Origin of the sequence: Pseudoclavibacter sp. CFCC 11306, from assembly GCF_008831235.1 — a bacterium.
Lineage (GTDB): Bacteria > Actinomycetota > Actinomycetes > Actinomycetales > Microbacteriaceae > Pseudoclavibacter_A.
On sequence record NZ_WBKF01000001.1, the window covers coordinates 1,332,064 to 1,358,040 of the forward strand.

Here is a 25,977-nt window from a genome sequence, read left to right on the forward strand (position 1 = left end):
CTGCACAGCAGTTTGGGCGCCATCGCTTTCACCACAGTGCAGCCGCCCCGCTGGCAGCTCAGGCCCCGGGGCACGACCATAGGCGACATGGCCGTTCCTTCAACACCATTCGGGGTATCCAACGCACGAGCCCTAGCGCTCGCCGGCATCTCGCGACGCAGGCTCGACCAGCTCCTGCGGCAGAACGAGCTCGTCCGGCTCAGACAGGGCTGGTTCGCGACTCTCGACGCCGACGCGTGGGTGGTCGCAGCCGTCAAGTTCGGCGGGCATCTCTCTGGGCTCCACCGGCTGAAACTGCTACACAAAGACATCTGGCTGCCCTCACAGGCTCAGATGCACCTGCACGTCAACACCACATTGCCGCCTGCCCCCCGCCGCATCAGGCCGTTTGGTGATAACCCACACCCACCCTCGTTACAATCGCACCGTCTTGCAGCATGGCGTCGTGCCTCCGGTGACCGCCCTGCGCCATGGCCTGAACGATGTGTCGATACCCGAGACCGTCGCGGTCGTCGATTCACTGCTGCGCCATGCCACGCTGCGCCCGGGCAACGGCGCGCGACGCCAGCTTGATCTGCACATCAGCACTGTGGATGTCATGGCCGAGTTGCGGCGCACTCCTCGCGGTCGCGCTGTGCTCGCGCTCGTCGACGCCCAGGCTGAGTCTGGTCTTGAGAGCATTACTCGGGTGCTCTTAACTTTGGCGGGTCACCACGTTGAATCACAGGTTCTGCTCGACAACCGTCAGCGAATCGATCTCGTCGTCGACGGAGTGCTGGCCATCGAGCTCAATGGAGGCACGCATCGCGACGCCGAGCAGTTTCGTCGTGATCATGCGAAGGATATTGCCATCGAGCGTGCAGGATATGTCAACGCCAGGTACACCTATCATCAGATTCTGCATCAGTGGCCTGAGGTGTACCGCGACGTCCTGAGTCGACTCGCTCGCGCCTGAGCCACCCGCTCCAGGGCAGCACGCTGAAGCCAGGCAGGAAAAGGTCAAGCAGGTGAAGCCAAGCTGGAAAAGGCCAGGCAGGTTAAGGGGCCAAGCAGCTTAAGAGGCCAGCGTCCCTCACTCGCACTCTTGCACGCTGATCGGCAGCCGCCGCTGCGCCTCGAAGTGTCGGGCGACGCCATCGACCGGATCCGTGAACGACAGCTCGGCTGCCAGCAGCTGCAGCGGCTGCTCGACGCCATCCGCAGGCGGCCCGCCGGGCCATGCCTCTCGAACCACCGGGTACAGAGGATCACCAAGAATCGGCGCCCCCAACCGGTTCATGTGCACTCGCAGCTGATGTGTGCGTCCGGTCGAGGGCTCCAGCCGGAAGACGCCGACGCCAGCAGTCACGCCCTCGGCACCGCCGAAATTCGCCCCGGAACTAAAGAGTTCCTTCGATGCGCGTTCGGCGCCCGCGCGCTCAAGCACGCGTTCAAGCACGATGCTGCTGATCGCGTTGGCCTCGCCCGGCAGTTCCTCAGCCTGCCAGCATCCACGACGCTTCTCGATGCGGCTGCGCACTTCGACGGCCTGCCCGGCCGTCCAGAACGGGCGCACACCGGCATCCCCCATTCTGCGCGGCGCACCCTCGCACAGAGACATCAGCGCCACCCGCTCTGCAGACAGCTGGGCAAGCGCCCAGTAGACCTTGTGCACTTCACGCCGTTGGAACAGCGTCTGATAGGCGCCGCGCCAGCGCCGCTCCGTCGTCAGTACGACGAGGCCCGAGGTGAGCCGGTCGAGCCGGTGCACCGGCTGCAGCTCTGGCAGGCCGAGTTCGGAGCGCAGCCGAGCCACGACCGTCTGCCGCACGTGCTGCCCACGCGGAATCGTCGCTAGGAACGGAGGCTTGTCGATGACGATCAGCCGGGCATCTCGGTGCACGATGTGGATGCTGCCGGGCACCTCCGCCTCATCTGGCAGGTCACGCTCGAACCAGATCTCGGTGCGCGGGCGGTATGCATCGTCTGCGTTGACCGGCTGCCCGCCTGCATAGACATATCGTCCGTCGGCGAGGCCTGCATCGACATCGACGGATGCTGGAAAGCGCACGCGCAGCCACTCCCCGATCGTGCGTGGCGGGGTCTGACCCGCGGGTTGTGTCTGGCGCACCGGTGGCGGGGTGACCACGCGCGTTGCTGACACGCCGTCGCGGGGAGCGAACGGTGCAGAAGGCATAGGCATCAGCGTAGCCTCGGCCGGACGCTGCAGACACATCTGTCTCGCACCGTTCCGCTGAGATGTACGCCGTTCTGCTCAAATCACCCTGATCTCAGCGGAACAATGCACTTCTCAGCGGAACCGTGCACGTCTCGGCCCAACCATGTGTGATCGGCCCAACCGGGCACATCTCGGCAGAACCGTGCACATCCCAGCGGAACCGTGCACATGCCTGCCGAACTGCATCAGCCACACAGCGCAGCCCTGCCGAACCGCGCCACGCAGCGAAATGCAGCCGCCGGGCAAAGGGGCCTACCCGACGACTGCATCTCTGGGTGCGACGCTGACAAGGGGAACTCAGCGCCGCAGTCTCACATCAGTCAGCTTATTTCTTCTTCGCTGACGACTGGCTGGGTTCGGCTCCTTTCGGGCGTCGACGCGAGCCGACCACCATCAGCCCTCCGAAGAGGGCGGCCATCGCGGCGAGGGCGATGAGCCCTCCGGCTTCGACGCCTGTTCTCGCAAGGCCTCCGCCGCCGCCGTACGAGCGGTGGGTCGAGACGGTTCCGCCTGGATCATTTGGATGCCCAGGATCGCCCGGTGTGCCGGGATCATCTGGGTCTGGTGTCACCGGCGGCACGTTGTGCGTGGTTTCGCCGGGAGGCGGGGTGATCGGGGGGAATCCCGGTGGAGTCGCTTCTGCCGTCGCCACGTTCTTCAGCGTGACTCCATGGGCGTCACCGTTGACCGTGACTCGGTAAGTCAGCGTCGCCGACTCCCCGATCGCCAGCTCGAACTCGCCGCTGCCCAACCGCTGATCCACCGGGTCTGCGACATCGATCGGCGCGGCATCCCCGACTGCGAGCTTCGCCGACCCCGGGTCGAACGTCGCATGCACCAGCACGCCGGTCAGGTCATCCGACACCGTCACCGGCGTCAGCACCGTCTCACCGGTGTTCGAGACCGTCACCGTGTATGTAATCACCTGCCCCGGGGCCACCGTCGAACCCGTCACCGGATCCGACGATTTCTCCAGAGTGACCCCCGGAGTCGGCACCGAATGCGTCGTCTCGCACTGCACATCCTGGCCCTCGACCGGCACGCACTCGCCGCCAGCACCCGGCGTCGCCAGGTTCCTGACCTGCACGCCCACAGCGTCCGAGTTCACCTGCACCTGGTACGTCGTGGTCGCCGACGCACCGTCTGCCAGCGTCGGCACCGCCCAAGTCAGCGTTCTGCCGTCGTCGTTGAGCGTCAGCCCGGGCGGCAGAGGTGAGACCAGTGTGGCGTGATCGAGCACGCCGCCAAGGTCGTCCGATGCCGTCGCGCCGGAGAGAACCGCCCCGTTGCCCGAAGTGTTGGTCGCCGTCAGGGAGTAGTCGATCGTCGCACCAGGCACGACCTGCGCTCCAGACTCCGGGTCAGACGACTTCGACAGCGACCACTTCGCGGTCACGTGGGTCGTGGTGCACTCCGGGCCGTCGACCGGCCCGTCGCCTTCAGGAGTCGGACACATCGTCGGCGGCACGTCGCCCGTGCCGGTCGCCACGTTGCGCAGGGTCGCTCCATAGGCATCCGCCTTGACGACGACTTGGTAGGTCAGCGTCGCAGTCGACCCTGCTGGCAGATGGAAAGCGGAGGTCTGCAGACGCTCACCTGTGGGGTCAGCCACGTCGGTCGTGGTCGAGCCGATGGTCAGCTTCGCCGATCCGCTCACGAAGTCGGCTCCAGAGACCACATCGTCGAGGCGGTCGGTCAGCACCACGTCTCGAATCGCGCCGGGAGCATCCGCCGCACTCGCCGTGACCGAATACGTGATGGTGTCACCCGGCTTGACCGTCGAACCCGTCGCCGGATCCGATGACTTCTTGACCGTCCAGGGACGCGGCTGATCATCGTTGACGATGCGATAGGTCGCATCGCCCAAGATCGGAACTCTGACGTCCCAGCCTTCGACATCGACCCAGTCGCCGCCCTCAAGCCGCTGCAGCTTCGTCTTCACGTAGCCTGCGGGCCCGGCCGACTCGCTCACCGTATAGGTGTGCTCTGGCCGAACGTTGAACGTGTTGGCCGCCGACGCGGTGTCGGCTCCGGCGACCGTGCTCGCCTGCAGGCCGTCAACGCCCGACGCCGGAGTGGCCGTCAGATCCCAGTCACCTGAGACGGCAGTGCCGCCATTGTCGTTGACCACGGCCTTGAGCAGCGTCAGCGATGCCGTCTGGTTGACGGCGTCACAGATGATGCGCTTGCCGAGTGGCACGGCGACCACGCCGCTCAGACCGAGGTTGAAGCCCGGAACGGTGTTGCCGTCGGCATCGATCTCGCGGCACTGCCATGACCCGCTTGCCTGTGGGTACTGCACCGGCTCTGTGCGCACGTCGTACTGCCGATAGCGTGGGTCGCCTCCGGTCTCGCGAAGCATGAAGTTCTGACCGGCTGTCACAGTCTGTGCCGTCACGCCCGGGCTGCCCGTCGCACCTGAGATCACCGGATTGGTGCCGTCAGGCAGATACGCGCCCAGCGTCCAGTCTGTCGCTGCGGCGGATCCGCCCTGCACCGTTTTCGTCAGTGTCAGCTGGCTCTCACAGGTCACCACGTTGGTGATGGTCGCCTCGTTGCTCTGCTGCGTCAGGGACGCCTGCCAGGAAAGCGCTCCGTCTGCCGGATTCGGCAGAGCAGTGCCGTTGAAGACGACCTCTGGCGTCGACGTGCACAGCCCACCGCTCGGCAGCGTCACGTTCTCGGTGAAGGTCACGCCGTCGCCGACTTTGTAACCGCCGCGTACCTGCCCCCAGGCCTGCGCGGTCGCTCCGCCGTCACCCGGCCCCGTCAGCGTTGCCGCTGCCGAGAGCTCCGCCGGCTGAGCGCCGTTCGCGAACTCGACCCCGTTGACCTTCCAGCGCTTGTTCAGCTTCACGTCTGCGTGTGGCAGCGCCTCTCGGTTGAACATTGTGCAGCTGATCGCCGCCGTGGCCGCGGTGTCGATGGTGAAGCCGAGTTCGCCAGCGTTCGTGACGTCCACCGGACGGTTGGTCGTCAGGTTGCGGCAGACGGCATTCTTGCCGCCCGGCGTGACCAGTGAGTATGACGGCTGTTGATTCTCAGTGACGGTGACTGGGCCGGCGGTCGTGCCTCCGGTGAAGGTCAGCGGGAAGTTGACGGCGCCCGTGCCGTCGGTCGTCGTGGTCTCGCTCTTCGGCAGACCGGTGATTCCCGGGGATGTCGTGGTCGCGTCGAACGTCCAGCCGGCTCCGGCAGTGGTTGCGCCGCTGACATCGTCACCGGTGTTGGTCGAAGGCACGATCTGTTTGACCACTGAGACCGACCCCTTGCAGTTGGCCAGCGCAAGCTCGCGAAGCGCATTGCCCGCCGCAGTGTAGTCGCCGGTCTGGAAGAAGTCAGCAGCGGTGGCGTTGCTGCCGTCGAACTTCGTCTGTCCCGAGATCGCCGCAAGGTTCAGCGCGGTCTCTGGGGTGGTCACGCCTGATCCCACACCGAGTGCGATCACGCGCGTGCCCTTGGCCTTCACCGCGTTCGCAGAGAAGATGCCGTTCTCAACCTCACGGATACGTGTGAAGTTTCCTGGGCCCACAGCAGGATCGTTGTAATAGGTCGGGTTGCCATCGGTGAGCACGATCACGACGTCATAGTGCGCCGGCGACTGTGCTGTCACGGCGAGTGCGCGATCCCAGTTCGTCCCGCCTTCGGACGTCCAATCCGCGTACCGGCTCTTGACCAAGTCAGCCTGTGCCTGTGTGGCCACTGGAGCGAGCGATGGATAGTTCTGCGTGGCACCGCCCCCCGGTGAGACCGTAGCGAACGAGAAGAGCCCCATGCGCGACGGGGTGCCGACCAGCGAGTTGACGAGCGTGTCGCTCGCGCCCTTCAGCTGAGGCATGCTCTGCCCGACCGACCCGGAGATGTCCAGGACCAAACCGACGTCGAGCCCGCACTTCGCTGGAAAGGAGGGGTTGACCCGAGACTGCTGCCAGATGCCGCCCGACGCGTTCGCAGTGCTGTTGTTCGTCGCGATCATGAACTGGTTGGTCGACGAGTACGTTTGTCCCGAAAGTAGCTCTTGACCTGTTCTGAACGTGTACTGCTGCTGTGCCGAGTTGCTGCCATCTCCGTTACCGGTGCGCAGTGTCTGGTTCGCGAAGTACCCATCAGGCGCAGCGTGCTGCACAACCCAGAAGCGTGCATTGCGATTCTGCCCGCCGTTACCGGTGTTCGGCACCACGAAGCTGCAGTCGCCCTGGGCGTCCGAGACACATCGCGCCCACCCGGCGCCATCGCTCGCGACCCCGTCGGCGCGAGAGTTCGAAGGGCCGTTGTCGCCGCCCGTGCGCAGGTGCAGAACGACGCCGGCGAGCACCGACACCGTCTGCACGCCCGACCGGTCACTGCCGACTTTCACGGTGATGACGGCTTCTCCCTGACCCGGCGTCGGCACGCTCAGCGGCATGACCGACTCTGCATCGGGTGTCGCCGGCGGGTCGTCAGTGGCATTGCTGTCACCTACGTCAGCAGCGCCAGACGCCGGCGACGGCCTCGCCGCAGGGGCCTTGGACTCCGTCTGAGCCGGTGACTGATCAGGCGTCGGAGTGGGCTCCGCCGCAGACCCTGACTGCTCTGCCGGAGGCGTTGACGCCTCGCCGGGCTGCGTCTCGTCTGCGTCGACTTCGGCCGTGACGGCCTGCGCCGACCGCGAGGTCACGACTCCTGCGTCGACCGACTCTGACGAGGATGCTGGAGTCACCTGGTCTGCGGTGGCCGGTACACTGCCGTACCCAACGCTCGCCACCAGCGCGAAGCTTGCGGCTGTGGCGACGACCATGGCCGCAATGCGGGGCAGGAGCCTGAGCCGAAGCGGCTCGGAACTCTCTTCTCCCAATCGCACACTCCCTGGCGGGGAGTGCGGCCGCCTTCGCCGAGTTGAGCGATGTGTGTGCGTGCGGTGCTGACTGCGCTTCTCACCAGACATGATTCAGGCCCTCTCGATGACATTTCGCCATCGATCCCCCGAGCGTGCTCTGCCGACGCACAGCATCGTGCGTCAGCGGATATCGCCCCTTTTGGCCCCTTGAGATCGCTATCTTGATGCCACGCTAGCAGTCCCGCGATCGGGGCGCCTCAGCCTGATCGGAACGTATATCAAATGACGAACGGCCATCTGAAGAACGGCCGTCGGCACGCCCTCACACACCTGGGTCGCCACCCTTCGACGTCAGAGGCGGCGCGTAGCATGGCCACATGTCTTCTCCAGACCTCGTGCAACCTCAGCCCTCCGCCACCAGGCAAGGTATGCCCGACGAGACGGCACTGCGAGAACGAGCACGTCGCATCCTGCACGACGTCTACGGGTACGACGCCTTTCGCGGGCAGCAAGAAGACATCGTCAGTGAGGTCGCGGCCGGCCACGACGCACTCGTGCTCATGCCGACCGGCGGCGGCAAATCCGTCTGTTACCAGATCCCGGCGCTGTTGCGCCCGGGGGTCGGCATCGTCATCTCGCCGCTCATCGCACTCATGCAAGATCAGGTCTCTGCGCTCAACGCCAACGGCGTGCGCGCTGCAGCACTGAACTCCAGTGCGCCACTCGACGAACAGCGCATGATCGAGCAGCAGGCTCTCGCCGGTGAACTCGACATGCTCTATCTGGCGCCCGAACGCCTCGGCAGTCAACAGGCCGTCGAGTTGCTCGATCGTCTGGCCTCAGGGCCCGGCATCTCGGTGTTCGCCATCGACGAGGCCCACTGTGTGTCGCAGTGGGGCCATGACTTTCGCCCTGATTATCTGCGTCTCAGCATGCTTCATGAGCGCTGGCCGCGCGTTCCGTGTGTCGCGCTCACTGCGACGGCCACCACGGCCACACGACGAGAGATCGTCGAGCGCCTTGAGCTTGACGGCGCTCGACAGTTCGTGTCGAGCTTCGATCGACCCAACATCCAGTACCGCATCGTCGAGAAGAGCCGGCCTGTCGAACAGCTCGTCGAGTTCATCACCGGCGAGCACGAGCACGAGGCGGGCATCGTCTACTGTCTGTCTCGCGCGAGCGTCGAACGCACGGCTGACTCTCTGCGAGGCCAAGGCATCCCCGCGCTCATCTATCACGCCGGGCTCACCGCCGAGGTGCGGGCGCAGAACCAGGCTCGATTTCTGCGCGAAGACGGCCTAGTGATGGTCGCGACAATCGCGTTCGGTATGGGCATCGACAAGCCCGACGTGCGTTTCGTCGCACATCTCGATCTGCCGAAGAGCATCGAAGGCTACTACCAAGAGACCGGACGAGCCGGCCGTGACGGACTGCCCGCGACTGCCTGGATGGCCTACGGGCTGCAAGACGTCGTGCAGCAGCGCCAGATGATCGAACGCGGCAGCGGCGACGAGCAGCACCGTGAGGTGCAGCGCCGGCAGCTTGATGCGATGCTCGCGCTGTGCGAGACGCTCGACTGCCGTCGGGTGCGGCTGCTCGCCCACTTCGGAGAGGCCAGCGAGCCCTGCGGCAACTGCGACACCTGTCTGACGCCCCCTGAGCGGTTCGACGCGACCGTCCCGGCGCAGAAGCTGCTGTCGACCGTGGTGCGCCTCGAACGCGACTACCACCGCCGCTTCGGGTCGGGCTACCTGATCGATCTGCTGCTGGGGCATGAGAACGAGCGCGTGCAGCAGTACGGTCACGCCGAGCTGCCCACTTTCGGCATCGGCGGCGAGCTTTCCGCCGCCGAGTGGCGCGCCGTCATCCGCCAGCTGCTGGCACTCGGCTATCTGCGCACCTCGGGCGACAAATACGCCACGCTGTCGATCACCCAGGCTGCGGTGCCAGTGTTGCAGGGGCAGCAGACGCTCGAGCTGCGCCGCGATCTGATCGGCCGTCGTTCCTCAGGCGGCGCACGGCGCCGTGGGGGCGGCACAGCTGGGCCAGAGGCCGTGCCTGAGGCGCTCGACCCGCTCTACCAGCGGCTGCGCTCTTGGCGCACCGCCACGGCCAAAGAGCAGGGCGTGCCCGCATACATCGTGTTCAACGACGCGACGCTGCGCGGCATCACCACGCGCCAGCCGCACTCCCTCGACGAGCTCGGCGAGGTCAGCGGCGTCGGCAAGACCAAGCTCTCCGCCTACGGCGAGGCCCTGCTCGAGATCGTCGCCGACTTCTAGCCTCGGTCCGGCAGTCGGCGATCGCTGCTGACAGCGCCCACCCTCGCGGCTAGACTGCCGCCATGACCGACATCTACAGCATCCCCCTGCACCGGCTGGACGGCACCCCGACGACCCTCGCCGAGTACCGCGACCAGACGCTGCTGATCGTGAACGTGGCGTCGAAGTGCGGGCTGACGCCCCAGTACGCGAAGCTCGAAGAGCTGCAGCGCACCTATGCCGAACGCGGCTTCACCGTATTGGGCTTTCCCTGCAACCAGTTTCTCGGCCAGGAGCCAGGCGGCGCCGAACAGATCCAGACCTTCTGCGCGGTGACCTACGGCGTGACCTTCCCGATGTTCGAGAAGCTCAAGGTGAACGGCCGCGACCGTCATCCGCTCTACAAGGTGCTCACCGAAGTGCCCGACGACAACGGCAAGGCCGGACGTGTGCAGTGGAACTTCGAGAAATTCCTGATCACGCCACCAGCCGCAGACGACGCAGACGCCGTACCCGGCATCCGCCGTTTCAGGCCGCGCACCGAGCCTGACGCACCCCAGGTCATCGAAGCGATCGAGGCGTCTCTCACGCAGTGATCGACTTACCCATCGTCGCTGACCACGATGGTGAAGTGTCCTGCATGCGGCCGCCCATCTGATCGGATGCTGTCGTCTGCAGCTCCGTCTGGCGAAAGACCATACTGATGTTGTCCGAGGCTCCCGAGACCATCAGACAGACGGCGGCCGCAATGCTCCAAGCGCGAATGCCTGGGTTGCCGGAGTAGAGCCGAGCGAAGGGCCGGCTCGCTCTCAGCGGGTTCAGATCGAGCAGGATGCTGCGGCAGGGTGGCGTGGATGGCGGCGTTGACGGGGAGCACCGGGCATTTCTGGAGTCTAGCCACGCGTCTGTGCGGAAGCCGTGCTTCAGAATGTGGCGAGCACAAACGCTGATCCCCCTACCCGCTGGCCTGCTCGCGGCGATGAGGCGCACGGTTAACGAGAGATGGCCCCACAGACTTTCATCTGTGGGGCCATCTTCGCGAGCCTTGGGATTGCTTCGCTCAGAGGCTCACCCGCGGTCTCTCCGCTTCACACGTCAGCGCTGGGCAGATGCTTTGCGCTTGCGACGAGCTGCCTCGATCAGCAATGCACCAGCGGCCAGCAGACCAGCGCCACCGACGAGTGCACCTGCTTCAGCGCCCGTCTTCGCCAGCGGCGTCTGAGGCGCCGGAGGGGTGAGCGGGTCGTGGGTCGTGCTCGGGTTCGACGGAACCTCGCTGCCACCGGGCGGTGTGGCATAGGCCAGGGCGCTGTTGTCGACCTTGCCTGCCTGGATGTCCGCGTCGGTGATTGCGTAGTCCGCAGTCGCCGTCACCTTCTGACCGGGCTGCAGCACACCGGCAGCACCGGGCCACTGGTACTGAATCGTGCTCAGACCTGCCAGACGATCATCAATGCGCACGTTCGTGAGCACAGTCTCGCCGGTGTTTGCCACCTCGAAGCTATAGACGATCTTCTGGCCAGGCTTAGCCGGATTGGTGACTGCGCTGGCGTCCGAGTGCTTTACGAAAGTGAACCCCGGAGTCGGAACAGGGTTCTCAGTCGTCTGCTCCGGAGGAGTAATCGGAGGAACATCACCAGGAGGCGTCGCCTGCGAGTTCGCCACATTCTTCAGCAGCTTGCCAGCAGCATCAGCCTTGACCTTCACCTGATACGTGATCGACACCGACTCGCCAGCCTTCAGCGAACCAGCCCACGACAGCTTCGCCCCATCAACCTTCGGAGCATCCACCACCTGATCACCGATCTTCGCAACCGGCTCACCCTGCAGATCAGCAAACGCCAACACCTGCGAGAGATCATCCGACACGTTCACCGGATCCAGCACCGTCTCACCGGTGTTCTTACCCGTCAGCGTGTACGAAACCACATCACCCGGATTCACCGAAGTACCCGACACAGGATCCGACGACTTCGAGAACTCATACCCCGGAGTCGGAACAGGGTTCTCAGTCGTCTGCTCCGGAGGAGTAATCGGAGGAACATCACCAGGAGGCGTCGCCTGCGAGTTCGCCACATTCTTCAGCAGCTTGCCAGCAGCATCAGCCTTGACCTTCACCTGATACGTGATCGACACCGACTCGCCAGCCTTCAGCGAACCAGCCCACGACAGCTTCGCCCCATCAACCTTCGGAGCATCCACCACCTGATCACCGATCTTCGCAACCGGCTCACCCTGCAGATCAGCAAACGCCAACACCTGCGAGAGATCATCCGACACGTTCACCGGATCCAGCACCGTCTCACCGGTGTTCTTACCCGTCAGCGTGTACGAAACCACATCACCCGGATTCACCGAAGTACCCGACACAGGATCCGACGACTTCGAGAACTCATACCCCGGCTTGGGAAGTGGGTTTGGCGTGTTGTTGAACGTGTAGACAACATCTGGACCGCTGTCGCCGGTCGGCTGCGGGAACGACTGAAGCGTCGCAGACGTTCCTGCGGTAGCGCTGCCCTGAGCCTGCCCGTCAGAAGTGACGTCATAGGTTGACGTGTAGTTGGTAGCAAGATCCGAACCAGTAGCTGTGGCCTCAGCAATCTTGTAGGTCTCACCGGTCACGCCGATGATGGGGCCGACCACGTCGTCCTGGATGCCGGCCTTGTCACCGGCAGTCGTGGCCGTGACGGCTGGATCGTTCTGCCGCTGGATGCTCAGTTGGACCTGGTCTCCGACTGCATGACGCCCATTGGCAAAATCTGCGGTCGCAACATAGTTCTTCTGGGCTTGTACCGTGCCCGGGTAGAGACAGCTTCCCAAGTCAACTGGCTGGTCGACGTTGATGTCCGCCACCGTCCCCGAGTACGGGTCCATCGTGTTGGGGTTGATCTGCTGGATACTGTTTCCACCCGACGTCGTCTGTGTGAAGAGGTGTCCAGTGCTGTCGAAGGCCACACCATTGAAGTTGCCTTTCTGCCCAGCCTTCGACGCGATCTCCTTGGCCTGGAGCGTACCAGCCGTCGAGTGGAGCGATGCGGAAGAGATCACGAACAGCTTGTTCGTGACGCTGGGGCCACCGGGCGAGAGCACGACGTAGAGGTTGCCCTGCTTATCGAAGGCGAAGTCACCGTTAGTCGCGTCTGAGAATGGATTCGCGAATCTGCCGTAGTCGATGGCCTGCTGTGTTTCAGCACCTGACTCTACGTTCACGCCATAGATGTGGAACTGCCCTTGCAAGTCCCAACCCGCAAAAAGGTAGTTTCCGCTCACTGGGTCAACGGCACCAGCGATTGCTCCTCCAGCAACTCTGGAGTCGACACCGGTTACCGTGCCGAACATTTGGAAGCCGCCATCCTTTGTATACTTCAGCACATTCACCGAAGTACCAGAAGTGGCACGCTGCATTGCATATGCGGCTTTGCCCCCCTTGCTGATGCCGAGGGAGTTGGCAACACTACGATCCCACGTACCGAACGATGTGACCTGCACTTGAGAACCGTCCACGTCCAGTTGAGCCAGTTCACCCGATGAGCTCAAAGTGTAAATCGTGCCTGGCGTGCAAATAAGGTCTCCGGTTGCCGCGTTTGCACGCGGAGCCATGTTGAACGCCGAACTCTGAGCAGCCAACTGCATAAGCACGAGTAAAACGGATATGAGTAATGCCATCGCGGCGCGCGCGCCGCGAGGTGGTGAGTTCCTGCGTGATGCAGGAGTTATGGTGTCCGGTTTCAAAGCGGCCCCCCTGATTCCTTGTCTATGAGATGCACAGTGAATGCTTAGAAAGATCCGTCGCAAAACTAACCGCGAATACTGCTCAGCTTCGACCTGGGAGAGAAATTTCACCCCGGAAATCACCCTGCCCAATGCCGGTGAGCGAAATAACCGTGTCAGCATCTGCAGCTGCTTCCAGGACAAGCCCCACCGAACTCGAGAACGGACACCTTTCCGTGAAATGCACGATGGGACCGCCAGCCGGTATACTCCGAGAGTTGCCTTCTTCACGACGACAACGCCTGGAGGATTCGCCTAGTGGCCTATGGCGCTCGCTTGGAAAGCGAGTTGGGTGCAAGCCCTCAGGGGTTCGAATCCCCTATCCTCCGCTCTCACGGCTGTGCTACTGTTGCAGTCGGCTCCTCGTGCGACGACATCCAGGCCAATTCCCCCAGGGCGGAAACGCAGCAAGGGTAACCGGGCTCTGTTGGGTGCGCGAGGAGTCTTTTTTCTCGGCACACCGATCTTCGCCTCTACACACCGGCACGACGTGCTCGTGTTCGCTCACAGATGCACGGCATCCATCGTTCGTGTCGTACCCGGCAGGTACTCTGGACTTGTGGTCACCGCACTCTATCGACGCTATCGCCCAGACACCTTCGCCGACCTGATCGGTCAGGAGCAGGTGACGACTCCCCTGTCCACCGCACTGCGCACGAATCGCGTGAACCACGCCTATCTCTTCTCCGGCCCGCGCGGCTGCGGCAAGACCACGTCGGCACGCATTCTGGCCCGCTGCCTGAACTGCGAGCAAGGCCCCACCGACACCCCGTGCGGCGAATGCGCCAGCTGCCGCGAACTCGCGACCGGCGGGTCCGGCTCACTCGACGTCATCGAGATCGACGCGGCCAGTCATGGTGGCGTCGACGACGCCCGCGACCTTCGCGAGCGCGCCGTGTTCGCCCCGGCCCGTGACCGTTACAAAGTCTTCATCATCGACGAGGCCCATATGGTCACGGCAGCCGGCTTCAACGCGCTGCTGAAGCTCGTCGAAGAGCCACCAGAGCATGTGAAGTTCATCTTCGCGACCACCGAGCCAGAGAAGGTCATCGGCACGATCCGGTCGCGCACGCATCACTACCCCTTCCGGCTGGTGCCCCCTGCCACGATGCTGCCGTTTCTCGAGAAGATCCTGTCTGCCGAGGATGTCTCGGCGGAGCCCGGCGTGCTGCCTCTGGCCGTGCGTGCGGGCGGCGGTTCGGTGCGTGACACCCTGTCGGTGGTCGACCAGCTCATCGCAGGCTCTGAGACCGGCACGATCTCGTATGCACGCACGATCGGCCTGCTCGGCTACACGCCCGGCGATCTGCTCGCCGAAGTGATCGACGCCATCGGGCGGCAGCAGGCCGAGCAGCTGTTCCTCAGCGTCGACAAAGTCGTGCAGACCGGGCAAGATCCAAAGCGCTTCGCCGAAGACGTGCTCGAACGACTGCGCGACCTCATCGTCGTGCAGGCTGCCCCTGACCAGGCGCAGGCGATTCTGCGCGGCACCAGCCAGGACGAACTCGACGTGCTGCAGAGACAGGCTCGCGAGTTCGGCACGGCCGAGCTGTCGCGTGCCGCCGACATCGTCAACCACACACTGAACACCATGGCGGGCACCACGAGCCCGCGCATGCAGCTCGAACTCATGTGTGCACGACTGCTCGTCCCAGCCGCCGACGCGAACGAGCTCGGTGCGCTGAGCCGCATCGACCGCCTCGAACGCCGCATCGGCGTGCAGAGCACCGCCACCAATGGCGCCCCGATCAACCATGGGGCCGCCCCACAGGCCTCTTCGCCAGAGCATGCAGCGCCTCCGACGGCACAGCCCGAGCAGACTCCCCCGCAGCCTGCGGTACAGCCCAAAGCTCAGCCGGCAGCCCAACAGCCGGCACCGGCACCGGCACCGGCACCGAGTCATTCGACCGAGCAGCAGAGAGAGTCCGCCCAGCGTCCCATCGCTCAGGGCGAGAGCCCAGCGAGCAGGACGTCGGCCCCAGCCGAGTCTCCCGCGCCCTCGACGCTGCAGACTCCCGCAGCCGACGGCGCCGCTTCCGCATCCCGCGAGAGCACGGCCGACCAGCAGCAGCCGAGCCCACCGGCAACTGCGCTCACGCTCGATCAGATTCGAGCCGGCTGGGATCAAGTGCTCGCGCATTTGGAGGGAACAAACCGTCGCGCCTGGATCGTTGCGATCAACGCCAAGCCGGTGGCTTTCCACGACGACATCCTGACGCTGAGCTTCGCTTCGTCCACAGACGCTGAGAGCTTCCGCGGCAGCCGCACCGGATCGAACCCGGCCGCAGACGGCGTACGCGATGCACTGCAGCAAATCTTCGGCATCCGGATGCGCTTCATCGCACACAGCGGCAGCACCCGCCCTGCCCCGCAGGTGACCGGCAGCCCCGTCCCTCGTGACGCTGGTGCCCCGGCATCTGCTCCTGCAGAACCGACGAGCACGACAACAGGCGATTCAGCCGCATCACGTTCAACGGCGACGTCGTCTTCGCAGAGCGCAGCCGCAGAGTCGTCGGCCTCGCTGACGTCAAACCCTCCGCAGCCCGCCACCCCTGCCGCCGACGCACCTTGGCCAGAAGAGCTCCCGCCCGAACCCCCCGAAGACGAGTACGATGCTCCTGCCCCCGACGACCTCGGCCCCGAGCGCCAACGGGCGGTCGAACCAGCGACCCCACCGTCTGCGCCAGCACAGCAGCCGACCACCCCACACCACAGAGCACAGTATGGCGAAGCCGTGATTCGCCAGATGCTGCATGCGAAGCCGATCGATGAGCGCTGAGCGCGGTGCACCCGTCTTCCGCCGGGAGTCACCTGTCACGAAGCACGAACAGTAGGAACACATGTACGAAGGTCTGATCCAGGATCTGATCGACGAGCTGGGCCAGCTGCCCGGCATCGGCCCGAAGTCTGCCCAGCGCATCGCGTTCTTCATCGTGCAGGATGAGCACTACAACCCGACCAAGCTCGCGCAGACGCTCGCGGCGGTGCGCGAGCACGTGCACTTCTGCAGCATCTGCGGCAATCTCACCGAGAGCGAGATCTGCAGCATCTGCAGTGACGCCCGACGCGACCAGACGGTCATCTGCGTCGTCGAAGAGCCGAAAGACGTCGCAGCCATCGAACGCACCCATGAGTATCACGGGCTCTATCACGTGCTCGGCGGCGCGATCAGCCCGATCGACGGCATCGGCCCCGATCAGCTGCGCATCACGAGCCTGATGCCCCGACTCGCCGACGGCACGGTTCAGGAGATCATCATCGCGACCGACCCGAACCTCGAAGGCGAGGCGACCGCGACCTATCTCTCTCGACAGCTCAGCTATCTCGACATCTCGGTCACCCGCCTGGCATCCGGGCTCCCTGTCGGCGGCGACCTGGAGTACGCAGATGAAATCACCCTCGGGCGGGCTTTCGAAGGCCGGCGCAAGGTCTGACAGCCGCTTCGACGCGCAGCAGAGCGCCGATCGCACTCCACAGGCGCAGGCAGCACCGGTTAGACTGGAGTCTGGCTGTCATCCGACGCGTGGGGCCTCGAAGGCGCTGCGCGCAGAGATCTCGGCCACCGCAGACTCAGACAAGGCAGGGAAGACCGCGTGGCACTCGTCGTACAGAAGTTCGGGGGATCATCCGTCTCGGACGCAACGGGCATCAAGCGCGTCGCCAAGCGCATCGTCGAGACGAAGAAGGCCGGCAACGACGTCGTCGTCGTCGTCAGCGCCATGGGTGACACCACCGACGAGCTGATCGACCTCGCACACGAGGTCTCGGTCACTCCCAGCGGCCGCGAGCTCGACATGCTGCTCACCGCAGGCGAGCGCATCTCGATGTCGCTGCTCGCGATGGCCATCATCGCCCTCGGGCAGGAGGCCCGGTCGTTCACCGGGTCGCAGGCCGGCCTGGTCACCGACGCCATCCACGGCAACGCCAGCATCGTCGACGTCACGCCTAAGCGCGTGTTCGCAGCCATCGAAGACGGGGCCATCGCCATCGTCGCCGGCTTCCAGGGGTTCAACCGCAGCACCGGCGACATCACCACACTCGGCCGAGGCGGCTCGGACACCACCGCCGTCGCGCTGGCCGCAGCCATGCACGCCGACGTCTGCGAGATCTACACCGATGTCGACGGCGTCTTCACCGCAGACCCGCGCGTCGTGCCCACCGCGCACAAGCTCGACTTCGTCACCAGTGAAGAGATGCTCGAGCTCGCCTCGTCGGGCGCGAAGGTGCTCTATATTCGCGCCGTCGAGTTCGCCCGCCGTCATCACGTGACCCTGCACGTGCGTTCGTCGTTCAGCAACAAGGCCGGCACCATCGTCGCCGAGCCCGAAGAGGGAGAGACCGTGGAAGCACCCATCATCACCGGAGTCGCCACTGACAAAGACGAGGCGAAGATCACCGTCATCGGGGTTCCCGACAAGATCGGTCGCGCCGCCGACCTCTTCAAGGTCGTCTCTGACGAGGGCACCAGCATCGACATGATCGTGCAGAACATCTCGGCCGCGGCGACCGGTCGCACAGACATCTCGTTCACCCTGCCGACCGGCGACGGCCCTCGGGTGGTCGCATCGCTGCGTCGTCATCAAGAGGCGCTCGGCTTCGAGTCGATCCAGTACGACGACCAGATCGCGAAGCTGGCAATCGTCGGTGCGGGGATGCGAACGCATCCCGGTGTCTCGGCTCGCTTCTTCTCTGCGCTGGCCGACAACGACATCAACATCGAGATGATCTCGACCAGTGACATTCGCGTGTCAGTGGTCACCCGGCTCGACAGCCTCGACGAGGCCGTGCGCGCCGTGCACACCGCTTTCGGCCTTGACGCCAACGGCGAGGCCGTGGTCTACGGAGGAACAGGACGATGAGCACCTACACACATCCCACCCGCCCGCTGAACGTCGCCGTGGTCGGCGCGACCGGCCAGGTCGGCGGTGTCATCCGACGCCTGCTCGACGAACGCGACTTCCCGGTCGATCAGCTGCGCTTCTTCTCGTCACCACGCTCTGCCTGCAAGACCCTGACCTGGCGCGACCGCGAGATCATCGTCGAAGACGTGACCATTGCATCCGCCGACGATCTCGCCGGCATCGATCTGGCGCTCTTCTCGGCAGGCGGCGCAGCATCACGCGAGTACGCGCCGAAGTTCGCAGCCGCCGGTGCGATCGTGGTCGACAACTCATCGGCCTGGCGCGGCGATCCGGATGTGCCGCTGATCGTGCGCGAGGTGAACCCGCATGCGCTGGCCGGGCTGCACAAGGGCATCATCGCGAACCCCAACTGCACGACCATGGCGGCCATGCCGGTGCTCAAGCCGCTTCACGATGCGGCGGGGCTCAAGAAGCTCGTCGTGAGCACCTACCAGGCGGTGTCGGGCTCGGGGCTCGGAGGCGTCGAGGAGCTCGCTTCGCAGGTCGAGGCCGTGGTGAAGCAGGACTTCCGCCGGCTCACCTTCGAGGGCGACTCGGTGGAGTTTCCGGCACCTCAGAAGTACGTCGCGCCGATCGCCTTCGATGTCGTGCCGCTGGCCGGCAGCCTCGTCGACGACGGCTCGCTCGAGACCGACGAAGAGCAGAAGCTGCGCAACGAGAGCCGTAAGATCCTCGAGCTGCCCGAGCTGCGTGTGGCGGGCACCTGCGTGCGCGTGCCGGTGTTCACCGGCCATGCGCTCTCGATTCATGCCGAGTTCGAACGCCCGATCTCGCCAGCGGATGCCGAGCGCATTCTGGCAGCGGCGCCTGCCGTCGAGCTGAGCGCGGTGCCGACCCCGCTGCAGGCCGCCGGAGCAGACCCGAGCTTCGTGGGTCGCATTCGGCAGGATCAGACCGTCGACGACGACCGTGGCCTCGTGCTCTTCGTCACCAACGACAACCTGCGCAAGGGCGCGGCCCTCAACACCGTGCAGATCGGCGAACTGATCGCCGACGAGCGCTTCGGCGCCTGAGCAGCGCGATTTGACCCGGCGCTATGATGGATGAGGTGTCGGCGTGCTCGACACCCCGTCGGCGAAGAGGCCGGCACGAGGCCGAAGTGAAACTGGAGACCCGTCAGTGACTACACCGCTTTCCCGCAACGACCGCGACGTGATTCTCGTCGGGGCGGGCATCATGAGCGCAACGCTCGCCACCTTCCTGAAGATTCTGCAGCCCGATTGGTCGATCGAGGTGTTCGAGCGCCTGCCCGGCGCTGGGCGTGAGAGCTCAGACCCCTGGCACAATGCGGGCACCGGGCACTCGGCGCTGTGCGAGCTGAACTACACGCCGCAGGCCGCAGACGGCACCGTCAGCATCGACAAGGCCGTCAACGTCAACGAGCAGTTCCAGCTGTCCCGCCAGTTCTGGGCGCATCTCGTGAACGAAGGCCACCTCAAGGCCGACCGTTTCATCCACACTGTGCCGCACATGAGCTTTGTCATGGGCAAAGAGCACAGCGACTTTCTGAAGGCACGCTTCGAGGCGCTGAAAGACCACCCGCTGTTCCAGGGCATGGAGTTCACCGGCAACAAGCGCACCATCCAGCAGTGGGCACCGCTGCTGATCAAGGGCCGCGACGGCGAGCAGCAGGTCGCCGCGACGCGCACCGAGGCCGGCACCGACGTCGACTTCGGCGCACTGACCAAGAGCCTGCTCAAGTTCGCCGCCGAGCGCGACACCTCGATCACATACAACGCCGAGGTTCGCGACGTCCAGCGTCGGGGCGACGGCCGTTGGTCGCTCAAGGTCAAGAACCGCGGCAATGGCGCCACCGAGACGTTCACCGCGAAGTTCGTCTTCATCGGAGCCGGCGGCGGTGCCCTGCATCTGTTGCAGAAGAGCGGCATCCCCGAGATCGCCGGCTTCGGAGGGTTCCCGATCAGTGGTGAGTTCCTGCGGGCCAAGACCCCGGAGATCGCCAAGCGTCATCACGCCAAAGTCTATGGTCAGGCTGCTGTGGGCGCACCGCCGATGTCGGTGCCTCACCTTGACACCCGCTACGTCAACGGCGAGCAGCATCTGATGTTCGGCCCGTACGCGGGCTGGTCTCCGAAGTTTCTGAAGAGCGGCTCCTGGACCGATCTGCCCGGCTCGATTCGCTTCGGCAACATGGTGCCCATGATCGACGTCGGTCTGCACAACTTCGACTTGGTGAAGTATCTCGTCGGCGAGGTCGCGCAGAATCACACCAAACGTGTCGAGGCCCTGCGCCAGTTCTACCCCGAGGTGAACGGCGACGACTGGGAGCTCATCGTGGCCGGCCAGCGAGTGCAGGTGATCAAGAAGAAGGGCAAAGGCGGCGTGCTCCAGTTCGGCACCGAGGTCGTGGCATCGTCAGACGGCTCGATCGCCGGCCTGCTCGGGGCTTCGCCGGGTGCCTCGACTGCAGTGCCGATCATGCTCAAGCTGCTGAAGCAGGCGTTCCCCTCCGAGTTCGACGGCGCGTGGGCCGAGCAGATCAAGATCCTCGTGCCCACCTACGGCACGAACCTCAGCGATGACGCAGATCTCGCAGCGAAGACCTTCGCGTCGACCGCAGAGGTGCTCGGACTCACTGCGTAGTCCCTGACCGCAGTCTCTCAGCACGTCCGACGGGGCGGCCCCGCGATGCACATCGCCGGGCCGCCCCGTCTCGTCTGCTCCGTTTCCACACCTGTAACAGCGACGGTCTACACTTGGCGGGTGACTTCCACACCCCCAAACTTCTCTGAGAATCCAGACGCCCAAAAACGCACTGGAGAGGCTCCCCTGCCGTCAGAGCCGCCGACCACGACCGGTGCGTTCGACATCCCCATGCACACCCGTGTGCTCAGCAGGCCGATGCGCACCATCGCCCTGCTCTCGCTGGCCCTCGGCGGGTTCGGAATCGGCATGACCGAGTTCGTCACCATGGGCATCCTGCCGCAGCTGGCCGAGGGCCTGCTGCCCGATCTCGCCGCCAGCGACCCCGAGGCCGCGAACGCGAGCGCGGGGCATCTGATCTCGGCGTATGCGGCCGGCGTCGTGGTTGGGGCTCCGCTGATCACCGGTCTCACGGCCCGCTGGCCGAAGAAGCGCCTGCTGCTGGTGGTGCTGACGTGGCTCGTGCTCTCGAATCTTGCCGTCGCGCTGCTCACCACGCTCGGGCAGGTCGCGATCGCGCGTTTTCTCTCGGGCCTGCCGCACGGGGTCTACTTCGGGGTGGCGTCGATCATCGCCGCGCGACTGATCGGCCCGGGAGCGCAGTCGCGCGGAGGCGCGTTCGTGCTCGGCGGCCTCACGGTGGCCAACGTGATCGGCGTGCCGCTGGGCACGTTTCTCGGGCAGCAGACCTCATGGCGCTCGGCCTATCTCGTGGTGGCGGCGACGTTCACGCTCACGTTCGCCTGCATCGCCGTCTTCGTGCCCAGCGACCGAGGCAATCCGGACGCCAGTCTTTCGACCGAGTTCAGCGCCTATCGCCGTGTGCAGGTGTGGCTGACGATCGGCATGGGCGCCGTCGGGTTCGGCGGATGGTTCGCGTTCTACAGCTACATCTCGCCGATCGCCACAGAGGTCGCCGGCATCGAACCGGTCTGGGTGCCGGCGGTGCTGGTGGTCACCGGGTTGGGCATGACGTTGGGCAACATCCTCGGTGGGCGCTTCGGCGACCGCAGCATCTTCTTCACGATCCTCGCGTCGTTCGGGCTGATGCTCGTGCTGATGTTCGCCGGTCAGTTCGTCTTGGGGCTGAAGTACAGCGGCAGCTTCTTGATGCTCTTCGCGTTCGTGTTTCTCATGGGCATTGGGTCTTCCATGCTCGGGCCGGCCGCCCAGTCGAGGCTCATGCAGGTCGCCCCGGGCAGCGAGACGATCGCGGCGGCCAGCCATCACGCGGCATTCAACATGGCCAACTCGATCGGTGCGTTCTTAGGCGGGCTCGTGGTGGCATCCGGCGCCGGCTATCTGTCGACGCTGCAGCTGGGCATCTGGCTGACCCTCGGCGGCATGGTGTTCATGTCCGTGTCGTTCGGGCTCGATCTGCGACCGCGACGGCAGCGTCTGGCCTGATCACTCGGGATGCCCGGGCGTCGTGGGGACTGACAAGTGACATTCGGCACGGCTGGATCACAGAGACCCTGGCGGTGTGTGCCACGCCATGCCCGCCGACAATGCCGTTTGCGCTCAGCGGCCCACGAGGTGGAAGAATGTGAGCATGACTGAGAACTACGCCAACGATGAAGCCGTCGAGAACGCCCTGCACCGGTACAAGCAGGTGCTCTGGAATGCCGTCGACGAGGGCTCGACAGTCGATGAGGCGATTGAGGCCGGTCTTGAGGCGATGGAAGACAACGACACTTTCCAGGAGCTGCTCACCGACGACCCAGACGACCTGATTCAGGCGGTCGACGCCGAACTGGCTCGCGATGCCGAAGAGGATGAGGGCGACGATCTCGACGACTCACTCGACGACGAGTGATCTCGAGGGCCGAGCCGCTCGCACCAAGTGACTCGGCAGCGCCTCAGGCTCCGAGCGACCCGGCATCGGTCGTGCTGACGTCGATGCGAGAGAAGTTCAGCCATGACCGCGACGCCGTCGGCCCGCGCTGTCCCTGGTAATGCGACCCGTAGCTCTTAGAGCCGTACGGATGCTCCACCTCGCTCGACAGCCTGAAGAAGCACAGCTGGCCGACTTTCATGCCCGGCCACAGCTTGATCGGCAGCGTCGCCATGTTCGACAGCTCGAGGGTCACGTGGCCGCTGAACCCCGGGTCGACGAAGCCTGCCGTCGAATGAGTCAGCAGTCCCAAACGCCCCAACGAGCTCTTGCCCTCCAGCCGTGCGGCGATGTCGCTCGGCAGCGTGACCCGTTCGAACGTCGCGCCCAGCACGAACTCGCCGGGGTGCAGCACGAACGGCTCGTCGCGATCGACCTCGATCAGTCGGGTCAGCTCTGACTGCTCTTCGGCCGGGTCGATCACCGGATACTTGTGATTGTCGAACAGACGGAAGTATCGATCGAGACGCACATCGACGCTCGCTGGCTGCACCAGTTTGTCTTCGCTGGGCTCGAGCTTGATGCGCCCTTCGGCAAGTTGACGGCGAATGTCGCGATCAGAAAGCAGCATGTCTCCAGTGTAGACGGCTGCACCGCAGGCAGAGGCGTCGGCGCCGGCGCACTCTCGTCCGCGGCGCCCCGGTGAACGCCCGTCGAGCGGATCGCTCACACCGAGACGGGCAGCAGCGCCGCGCCGATCAGCAGCCCGGCTACGACGAGCGCCCAGAACCCGACGACGAACACCCAGTCGCGTGTGCGCCACGGAATCTCATACCGCTCAGTGCGCGACGATCCGGCGCCGAAGGCCCGCGCATCCATCGAGAGAGCGACGCGCTCGGCATGACGGATGCCGCTGGCCAGCAGCGGCAGCGCGTACCCGGCCGCCCGCCGCAGGGCAGCGACCGGTCCGCGTCCGTTCGAGACGCCGCGCACGCGGTGTGCCCGCCTGATCTGCTCGAGTTCTTTGCCGAAGCGCGGCACGAATCGGTAGGCCGCGAGCGCCGTGTAGCCCAGGCGGTAGGGCACGTGCAGGCGACGCACCAGCGCCCGAATCGTATCGACGCCTGTCGCTGTGAGCCCCGGCAGCATGCCGAGCGCCGCCACCGTGCCGACGCGCAGCGTGACGCCCAGACCGACCAGCCACATGCCGACCGTGAATCGCCAGTCGCCGATCTGCCAGAGCGTCTGCTGCTGGTCGGCTTTGGCCGGGTCCATCCACACTCCCACACTGATCGAGAGCACCGAGACGCCGATCAGAATGCCGCCGATCACGACGGTCAACCGTCGCCAGCCCGCGCCTGAGCCGACGATGACGACCGCCAGCACGACGGCCAGCATGCCGAGCAGCGCGCCGATGTCGTGCAGCGCGAGAGCCACGATCGTGAGCGGCATCATCGCGATCAGTTTGGCCACCGGGTTGAGCGTGGCCAGCGGCGCCCAGCGGGGGCGGTCTGCCGCAGGAACGGCCGGATCGAACATACTGGTTGTGGTCGGTCGGGGCTTGGGCCGACGACGCGGCCGGTGTTCGGCGGATGCCGGGGTCACTTGTGTCTGCATCGCAGGGAACGCTGGCGATCGGCTGACGGTCGGCACGGTCGGCGGGAGCAGATCGCTCGTGTCCGCCGCCCCTGTCCGCAGGCTCTCCAGCTGCTGCAGTCTGGTGACGCCATGCCACGCGGGAGCCGCCACTGCGGCCATAGCACGTGCCAACGGGGGTCGAAGCAGACCGGCGCGTTCGAGCGCGTCACCGGCCAGCACGTCTTCAGTCGGGCCGAATGTCTCGACCCGGCCGTCGTTCATGACCGCGACATGGGTCGCCTGCTCGGTCACGAGCTGCATGTCGTGGGTCACGATCACCACCGTGGAGCCCGTGTCGACGAGTTCTCTCAAGAGGGTGACGAGTTCGGCCGCCCGAGCCTGATCCTGCCCGTATGTCGGCTCGTCCAGGCAGAGCACGGGTGCACCGGTGATCAACGCGGTTCCCACCGAGAGACGTCGCTTCTGCCCTCCCGAGAGCAGATATGGGTGTGTCTCACGGCAGTCTTGAAGTCCCAGGCGCCGCAGCATCGCCTCGACCCGCGCTGTGATCTCGTCCTCGCCGAGTCCCTGCAGGCTCAGACCGTGCGCCAGCTCCTCGACCACTGTGGGCGTGATGAACTGATGTTCGGGGTTCTGGAAGACGAAGCCCACCTCACGTGCCAGACGCCGGGGCGAAGCCGTAGTGACATCGATCATTCCCTGAGCGGAATATATGTGCACGCTGCCCTGCGGCGGCGACACGACTCCGGCCATACGGTGCAGCAGCGTCGTCTTGCCTGCGCCGTTGCGACCCACAATGGCCACCAACGCCCCACGGGGCACCTGCAGCGAGACGTCGTCGACGAGCGGCCGGTCGCGGCCGTGTGCGTGCGCGCTCAGGTGTCGCACTTCGAGGGCCGCCTCGCCACTGGGCACGCCATCGACGACGGGAGCGCCGGCATCCGCCGACTGCGACACCGCGCTCGGCACAGTGGGCAATGCGCCGGAGGCGACGCCCGCGTCGACCGCAGCCGTCAGCTCGGCGGGAGTCAGCGGCAGCGTTCGCAGACCGAGCCGTCGACCGGCCACCGTCGAGACGGGCAGCCAGACGCCAAGTCGGTCGATCTCGTCGGCATAGGTCTCGAGGATACTGCGCGCGGGACCGTCGAATCGCACCCGCCCGGCCGAGTCGAGCACGATCACCCGGTCGACGATGCTCATCGCCTCATCGAGGTTGTGTTCGATCAGCAGGATGGCATGGGTGCGCTCGGCCGCGATCTCGCCGAGCAGCGCATAGACGTCGACCACGCCCTGCGGATCGAGGTTCGCGGTCGGCTCGTCGAGCACGATGACCCGCGAGCCCAGCGCCAGTGCGCAGGCGATGGCCAGCCGCTGTCGACCGCCTCCGCTGAGGTCGCCCGGATCGTCTCGGCGGCGGTCCCACAAATCGACGCGGCGCAGCGCGCGCTCGGCAGCTGCCAGGACCTCTTCGCGAGGTCTCTGCAGGTTCTCGAGCCCGAAGCAGGCTTCATCGAGCACGGTGGCGGCGACGATCTGCGCGTCGGAATCCTGAAAGACCATCGCCACATCTGTGGCGATCTGCGCGACACGGGAACGCGCGACGTCCGTTCCCGCCACGATGACCGAGCCGCTGACGGTCGCCGACACCTCATGAGGGATCAGACCGTCGAGCGTGAGCGCCAGAGTCGACTTTCCGGCGCCAGAGGGCCCGAGCAGCAGCGCGACCTCGCCGGTCTGCAGGTCGAAGGTGACGCCGTCAGGCGCTGTCTGTGCGCGTTCCGGATAGGTGACTCCGAGGTCGCGCACCTGCACGATGGTCTCGCCCCCGACGGGCAGGGATGAGCGCGCACACATGCCTCAATGGTGGCAGCGCCCAGCGCTGCACACAAGTG

General features: G+C 65.3%; 16 protein-coding genes, 1 tRNA gene and 1 other RNA gene. 12 read left to right on the plus strand and 6 right to left on the minus strand.

Features of this window, described 5'->3' with window-relative positions:
• Nucleotides 1–132: 132 nt before the first annotated feature.
• Nucleotides 133–270, minus strand: a complete 138-nt coding sequence (locus tag F8O09_RS10410) for a hypothetical protein (protein ID WP_192497576.1) — start codon at nucleotides 268–270, stop codon at nucleotides 133–135.
• A 175-nt stretch (nucleotides 271–445) separates the two neighbouring features.
• On the opposite strand from F8O09_RS10410, the gene F8O09_RS05950 reads away from it, so the two are divergent.
• The gene (locus F8O09_RS05950) at nucleotides 446–955 is read left to right on the plus strand and encodes an endonuclease domain-containing protein (RefSeq protein ID WP_158054265.1); all 510 of its coding nucleotides are present in this window, start codon (nucleotides 446–448) and stop codon (nucleotides 953–955) included.
• Between the two features lie 117 nt (nucleotides 956–1,072).
• Here F8O09_RS05950 and F8O09_RS05955 read toward each other — a convergent pair whose 3' ends face one another.
• Together F8O09_RS05955 and F8O09_RS05960 are read right to left on the minus strand one after the other, a co-directional pair.
• Nucleotides 1,073–2,176, minus strand: coding sequence for a pseudouridine synthase (locus F8O09_RS05955; protein ID WP_225732886.1), 1,104 nt, complete (start codon nucleotides 2,174–2,176; stop codon nucleotides 1,073–1,075).
• A gap of 367 nt (nucleotides 2,177–2,543) precedes the next feature.
• Nucleotides 2,544–6,995, minus strand: a complete 4,452-nt coding sequence (locus F8O09_RS05960) for a VWA domain-containing protein (protein WP_192497577.1) — start codon at nucleotides 6,993–6,995, stop codon at nucleotides 2,544–2,546.
• 416 nt (nucleotides 6,996–7,411) lie between these two features.
• Here F8O09_RS05960 and recQ point away from each other — a divergent pair, with 416 nt between their 5' ends.
• Together recQ and F8O09_RS05970 are read left to right on the plus strand one after the other, a co-directional pair.
• Nucleotides 7,412–9,316 carry a DNA helicase RecQ gene (recQ, locus tag F8O09_RS05965; RefSeq protein ID WP_412973578.1) on the plus strand — a complete coding sequence of 635 codons (1,905 nt, stop codon included), beginning with the start codon at nucleotides 7,412–7,414 and terminating at the stop codon, nucleotides 9,314–9,316.
• A 62-nt stretch (nucleotides 9,317–9,378) separates the two neighbouring features.
• The gene (locus F8O09_RS05970; RefSeq protein ID WP_158054268.1) at nucleotides 9,379–9,891 is read left to right on the plus strand and encodes a glutathione peroxidase; all 513 of its coding nucleotides are present in this window, start codon (nucleotides 9,379–9,381) and stop codon (nucleotides 9,889–9,891) included.
• 499 nt (nucleotides 9,892–10,390) lie between these two features.
• Here the strand turns inward: F8O09_RS05970 and F8O09_RS05975 are convergent, their stop codons facing one another.
• Nucleotides 10,391–12,961, minus strand: coding sequence for an isopeptide-forming domain-containing fimbrial protein (locus tag F8O09_RS05975; RefSeq protein WP_192497578.1), 2,571 nt, complete (start codon nucleotides 12,959–12,961; stop codon nucleotides 10,391–10,393).
• Nucleotides 12,962–13,310: 349 nt separating this feature from the next.
• Here F8O09_RS05975 and F8O09_RS05980 point away from each other — a divergent pair.
• From F8O09_RS05980 to F8O09_RS06020, 9 genes are all read left to right on the plus strand, one after another.
• Nucleotides 13,311–13,395, plus strand: a tRNA-Ser gene (locus F8O09_RS05980).
• A gap of 25 nt (nucleotides 13,396–13,420) precedes the next feature.
• Nucleotides 13,421–13,517: signal recognition particle sRNA small type (ffs, locus tag F8O09_RS05985), an RNA gene on the plus strand.
• 108 nt (nucleotides 13,518–13,625) lie between these two features.
• The gene (locus tag F8O09_RS05990) at nucleotides 13,626–15,845 is read left to right on the plus strand and encodes a DNA polymerase III subunit gamma and tau (protein ID WP_158054270.1); all 2,220 of its coding nucleotides are present in this window, start codon (nucleotides 13,626–13,628) and stop codon (nucleotides 15,843–15,845) included.
• A gap of 61 nt (nucleotides 15,846–15,906) precedes the next feature.
• Nucleotides 15,907–16,500 carry a recombination mediator RecR gene (gene recR, locus F8O09_RS05995; protein ID WP_158054271.1) on the plus strand — a complete coding sequence of 198 codons (594 nt, stop codon included), beginning with the start codon at nucleotides 15,907–15,909 and terminating at the stop codon, nucleotides 16,498–16,500.
• A gap of 159 nt (nucleotides 16,501–16,659) precedes the next feature.
• Nucleotides 16,660–17,925, plus strand: a complete 1,266-nt coding sequence (locus F8O09_RS06000) for an aspartate kinase (protein WP_158054272.1) — start codon at nucleotides 16,660–16,662, stop codon at nucleotides 17,923–17,925.
• Nucleotides 17,922–19,001 carry an aspartate-semialdehyde dehydrogenase gene (locus F8O09_RS06005; RefSeq protein WP_158054273.1) on the plus strand — a complete coding sequence of 360 codons (1,080 nt, stop codon included), beginning with the start codon at nucleotides 17,922–17,924 and terminating at the stop codon, nucleotides 18,999–19,001. The genes F8O09_RS06000 and F8O09_RS06005 overlap by 4 nt, the downstream gene beginning before the upstream one ends.
• Before the next feature lie 106 nt (nucleotides 19,002–19,107).
• The gene (locus F8O09_RS06010; RefSeq protein WP_225732887.1) at nucleotides 19,108–20,592 is read left to right on the plus strand and encodes a malate:quinone oxidoreductase; all 1,485 of its coding nucleotides are present in this window, start codon (nucleotides 19,108–19,110) and stop codon (nucleotides 20,590–20,592) included.
• 120 nt (nucleotides 20,593–20,712) lie between these two features.
• Nucleotides 20,713–22,059, plus strand: coding sequence for an MFS transporter (locus tag F8O09_RS06015; RefSeq protein WP_225732888.1), 1,347 nt, complete (start codon nucleotides 20,713–20,715; stop codon nucleotides 22,057–22,059).
• A 145-nt stretch (nucleotides 22,060–22,204) separates the two neighbouring features.
• Entirely contained in the window at nucleotides 22,205–22,468 is a 264-nt protein-coding gene (locus F8O09_RS06020; protein ID WP_158030635.1) for a hypothetical protein, read from the plus strand.
• Between the two features lie 43 nt (nucleotides 22,469–22,511).
• Here the strand turns inward: F8O09_RS06020 and dcd are convergent, their stop codons facing one another.
• Both dcd and F8O09_RS06030 read right to left on the minus strand, forming a co-directional pair.
• Entirely contained in the window at nucleotides 22,512–23,117 is a 606-nt protein-coding gene (gene dcd, locus F8O09_RS06025; protein WP_158054274.1) for a dCTP deaminase, read from the minus strand.
• A 95-nt stretch (nucleotides 23,118–23,212) separates the two neighbouring features.
• Complete coding sequence (locus F8O09_RS06030) at nucleotides 23,213–25,939, minus strand: energy-coupling factor transporter ATPase (RefSeq protein ID WP_158054275.1); 2,727 nt, start codon at nucleotides 25,937–25,939, stop codon at nucleotides 23,213–23,215.
• Nucleotides 25,940–25,977 lie beyond the last annotated feature (38 nt).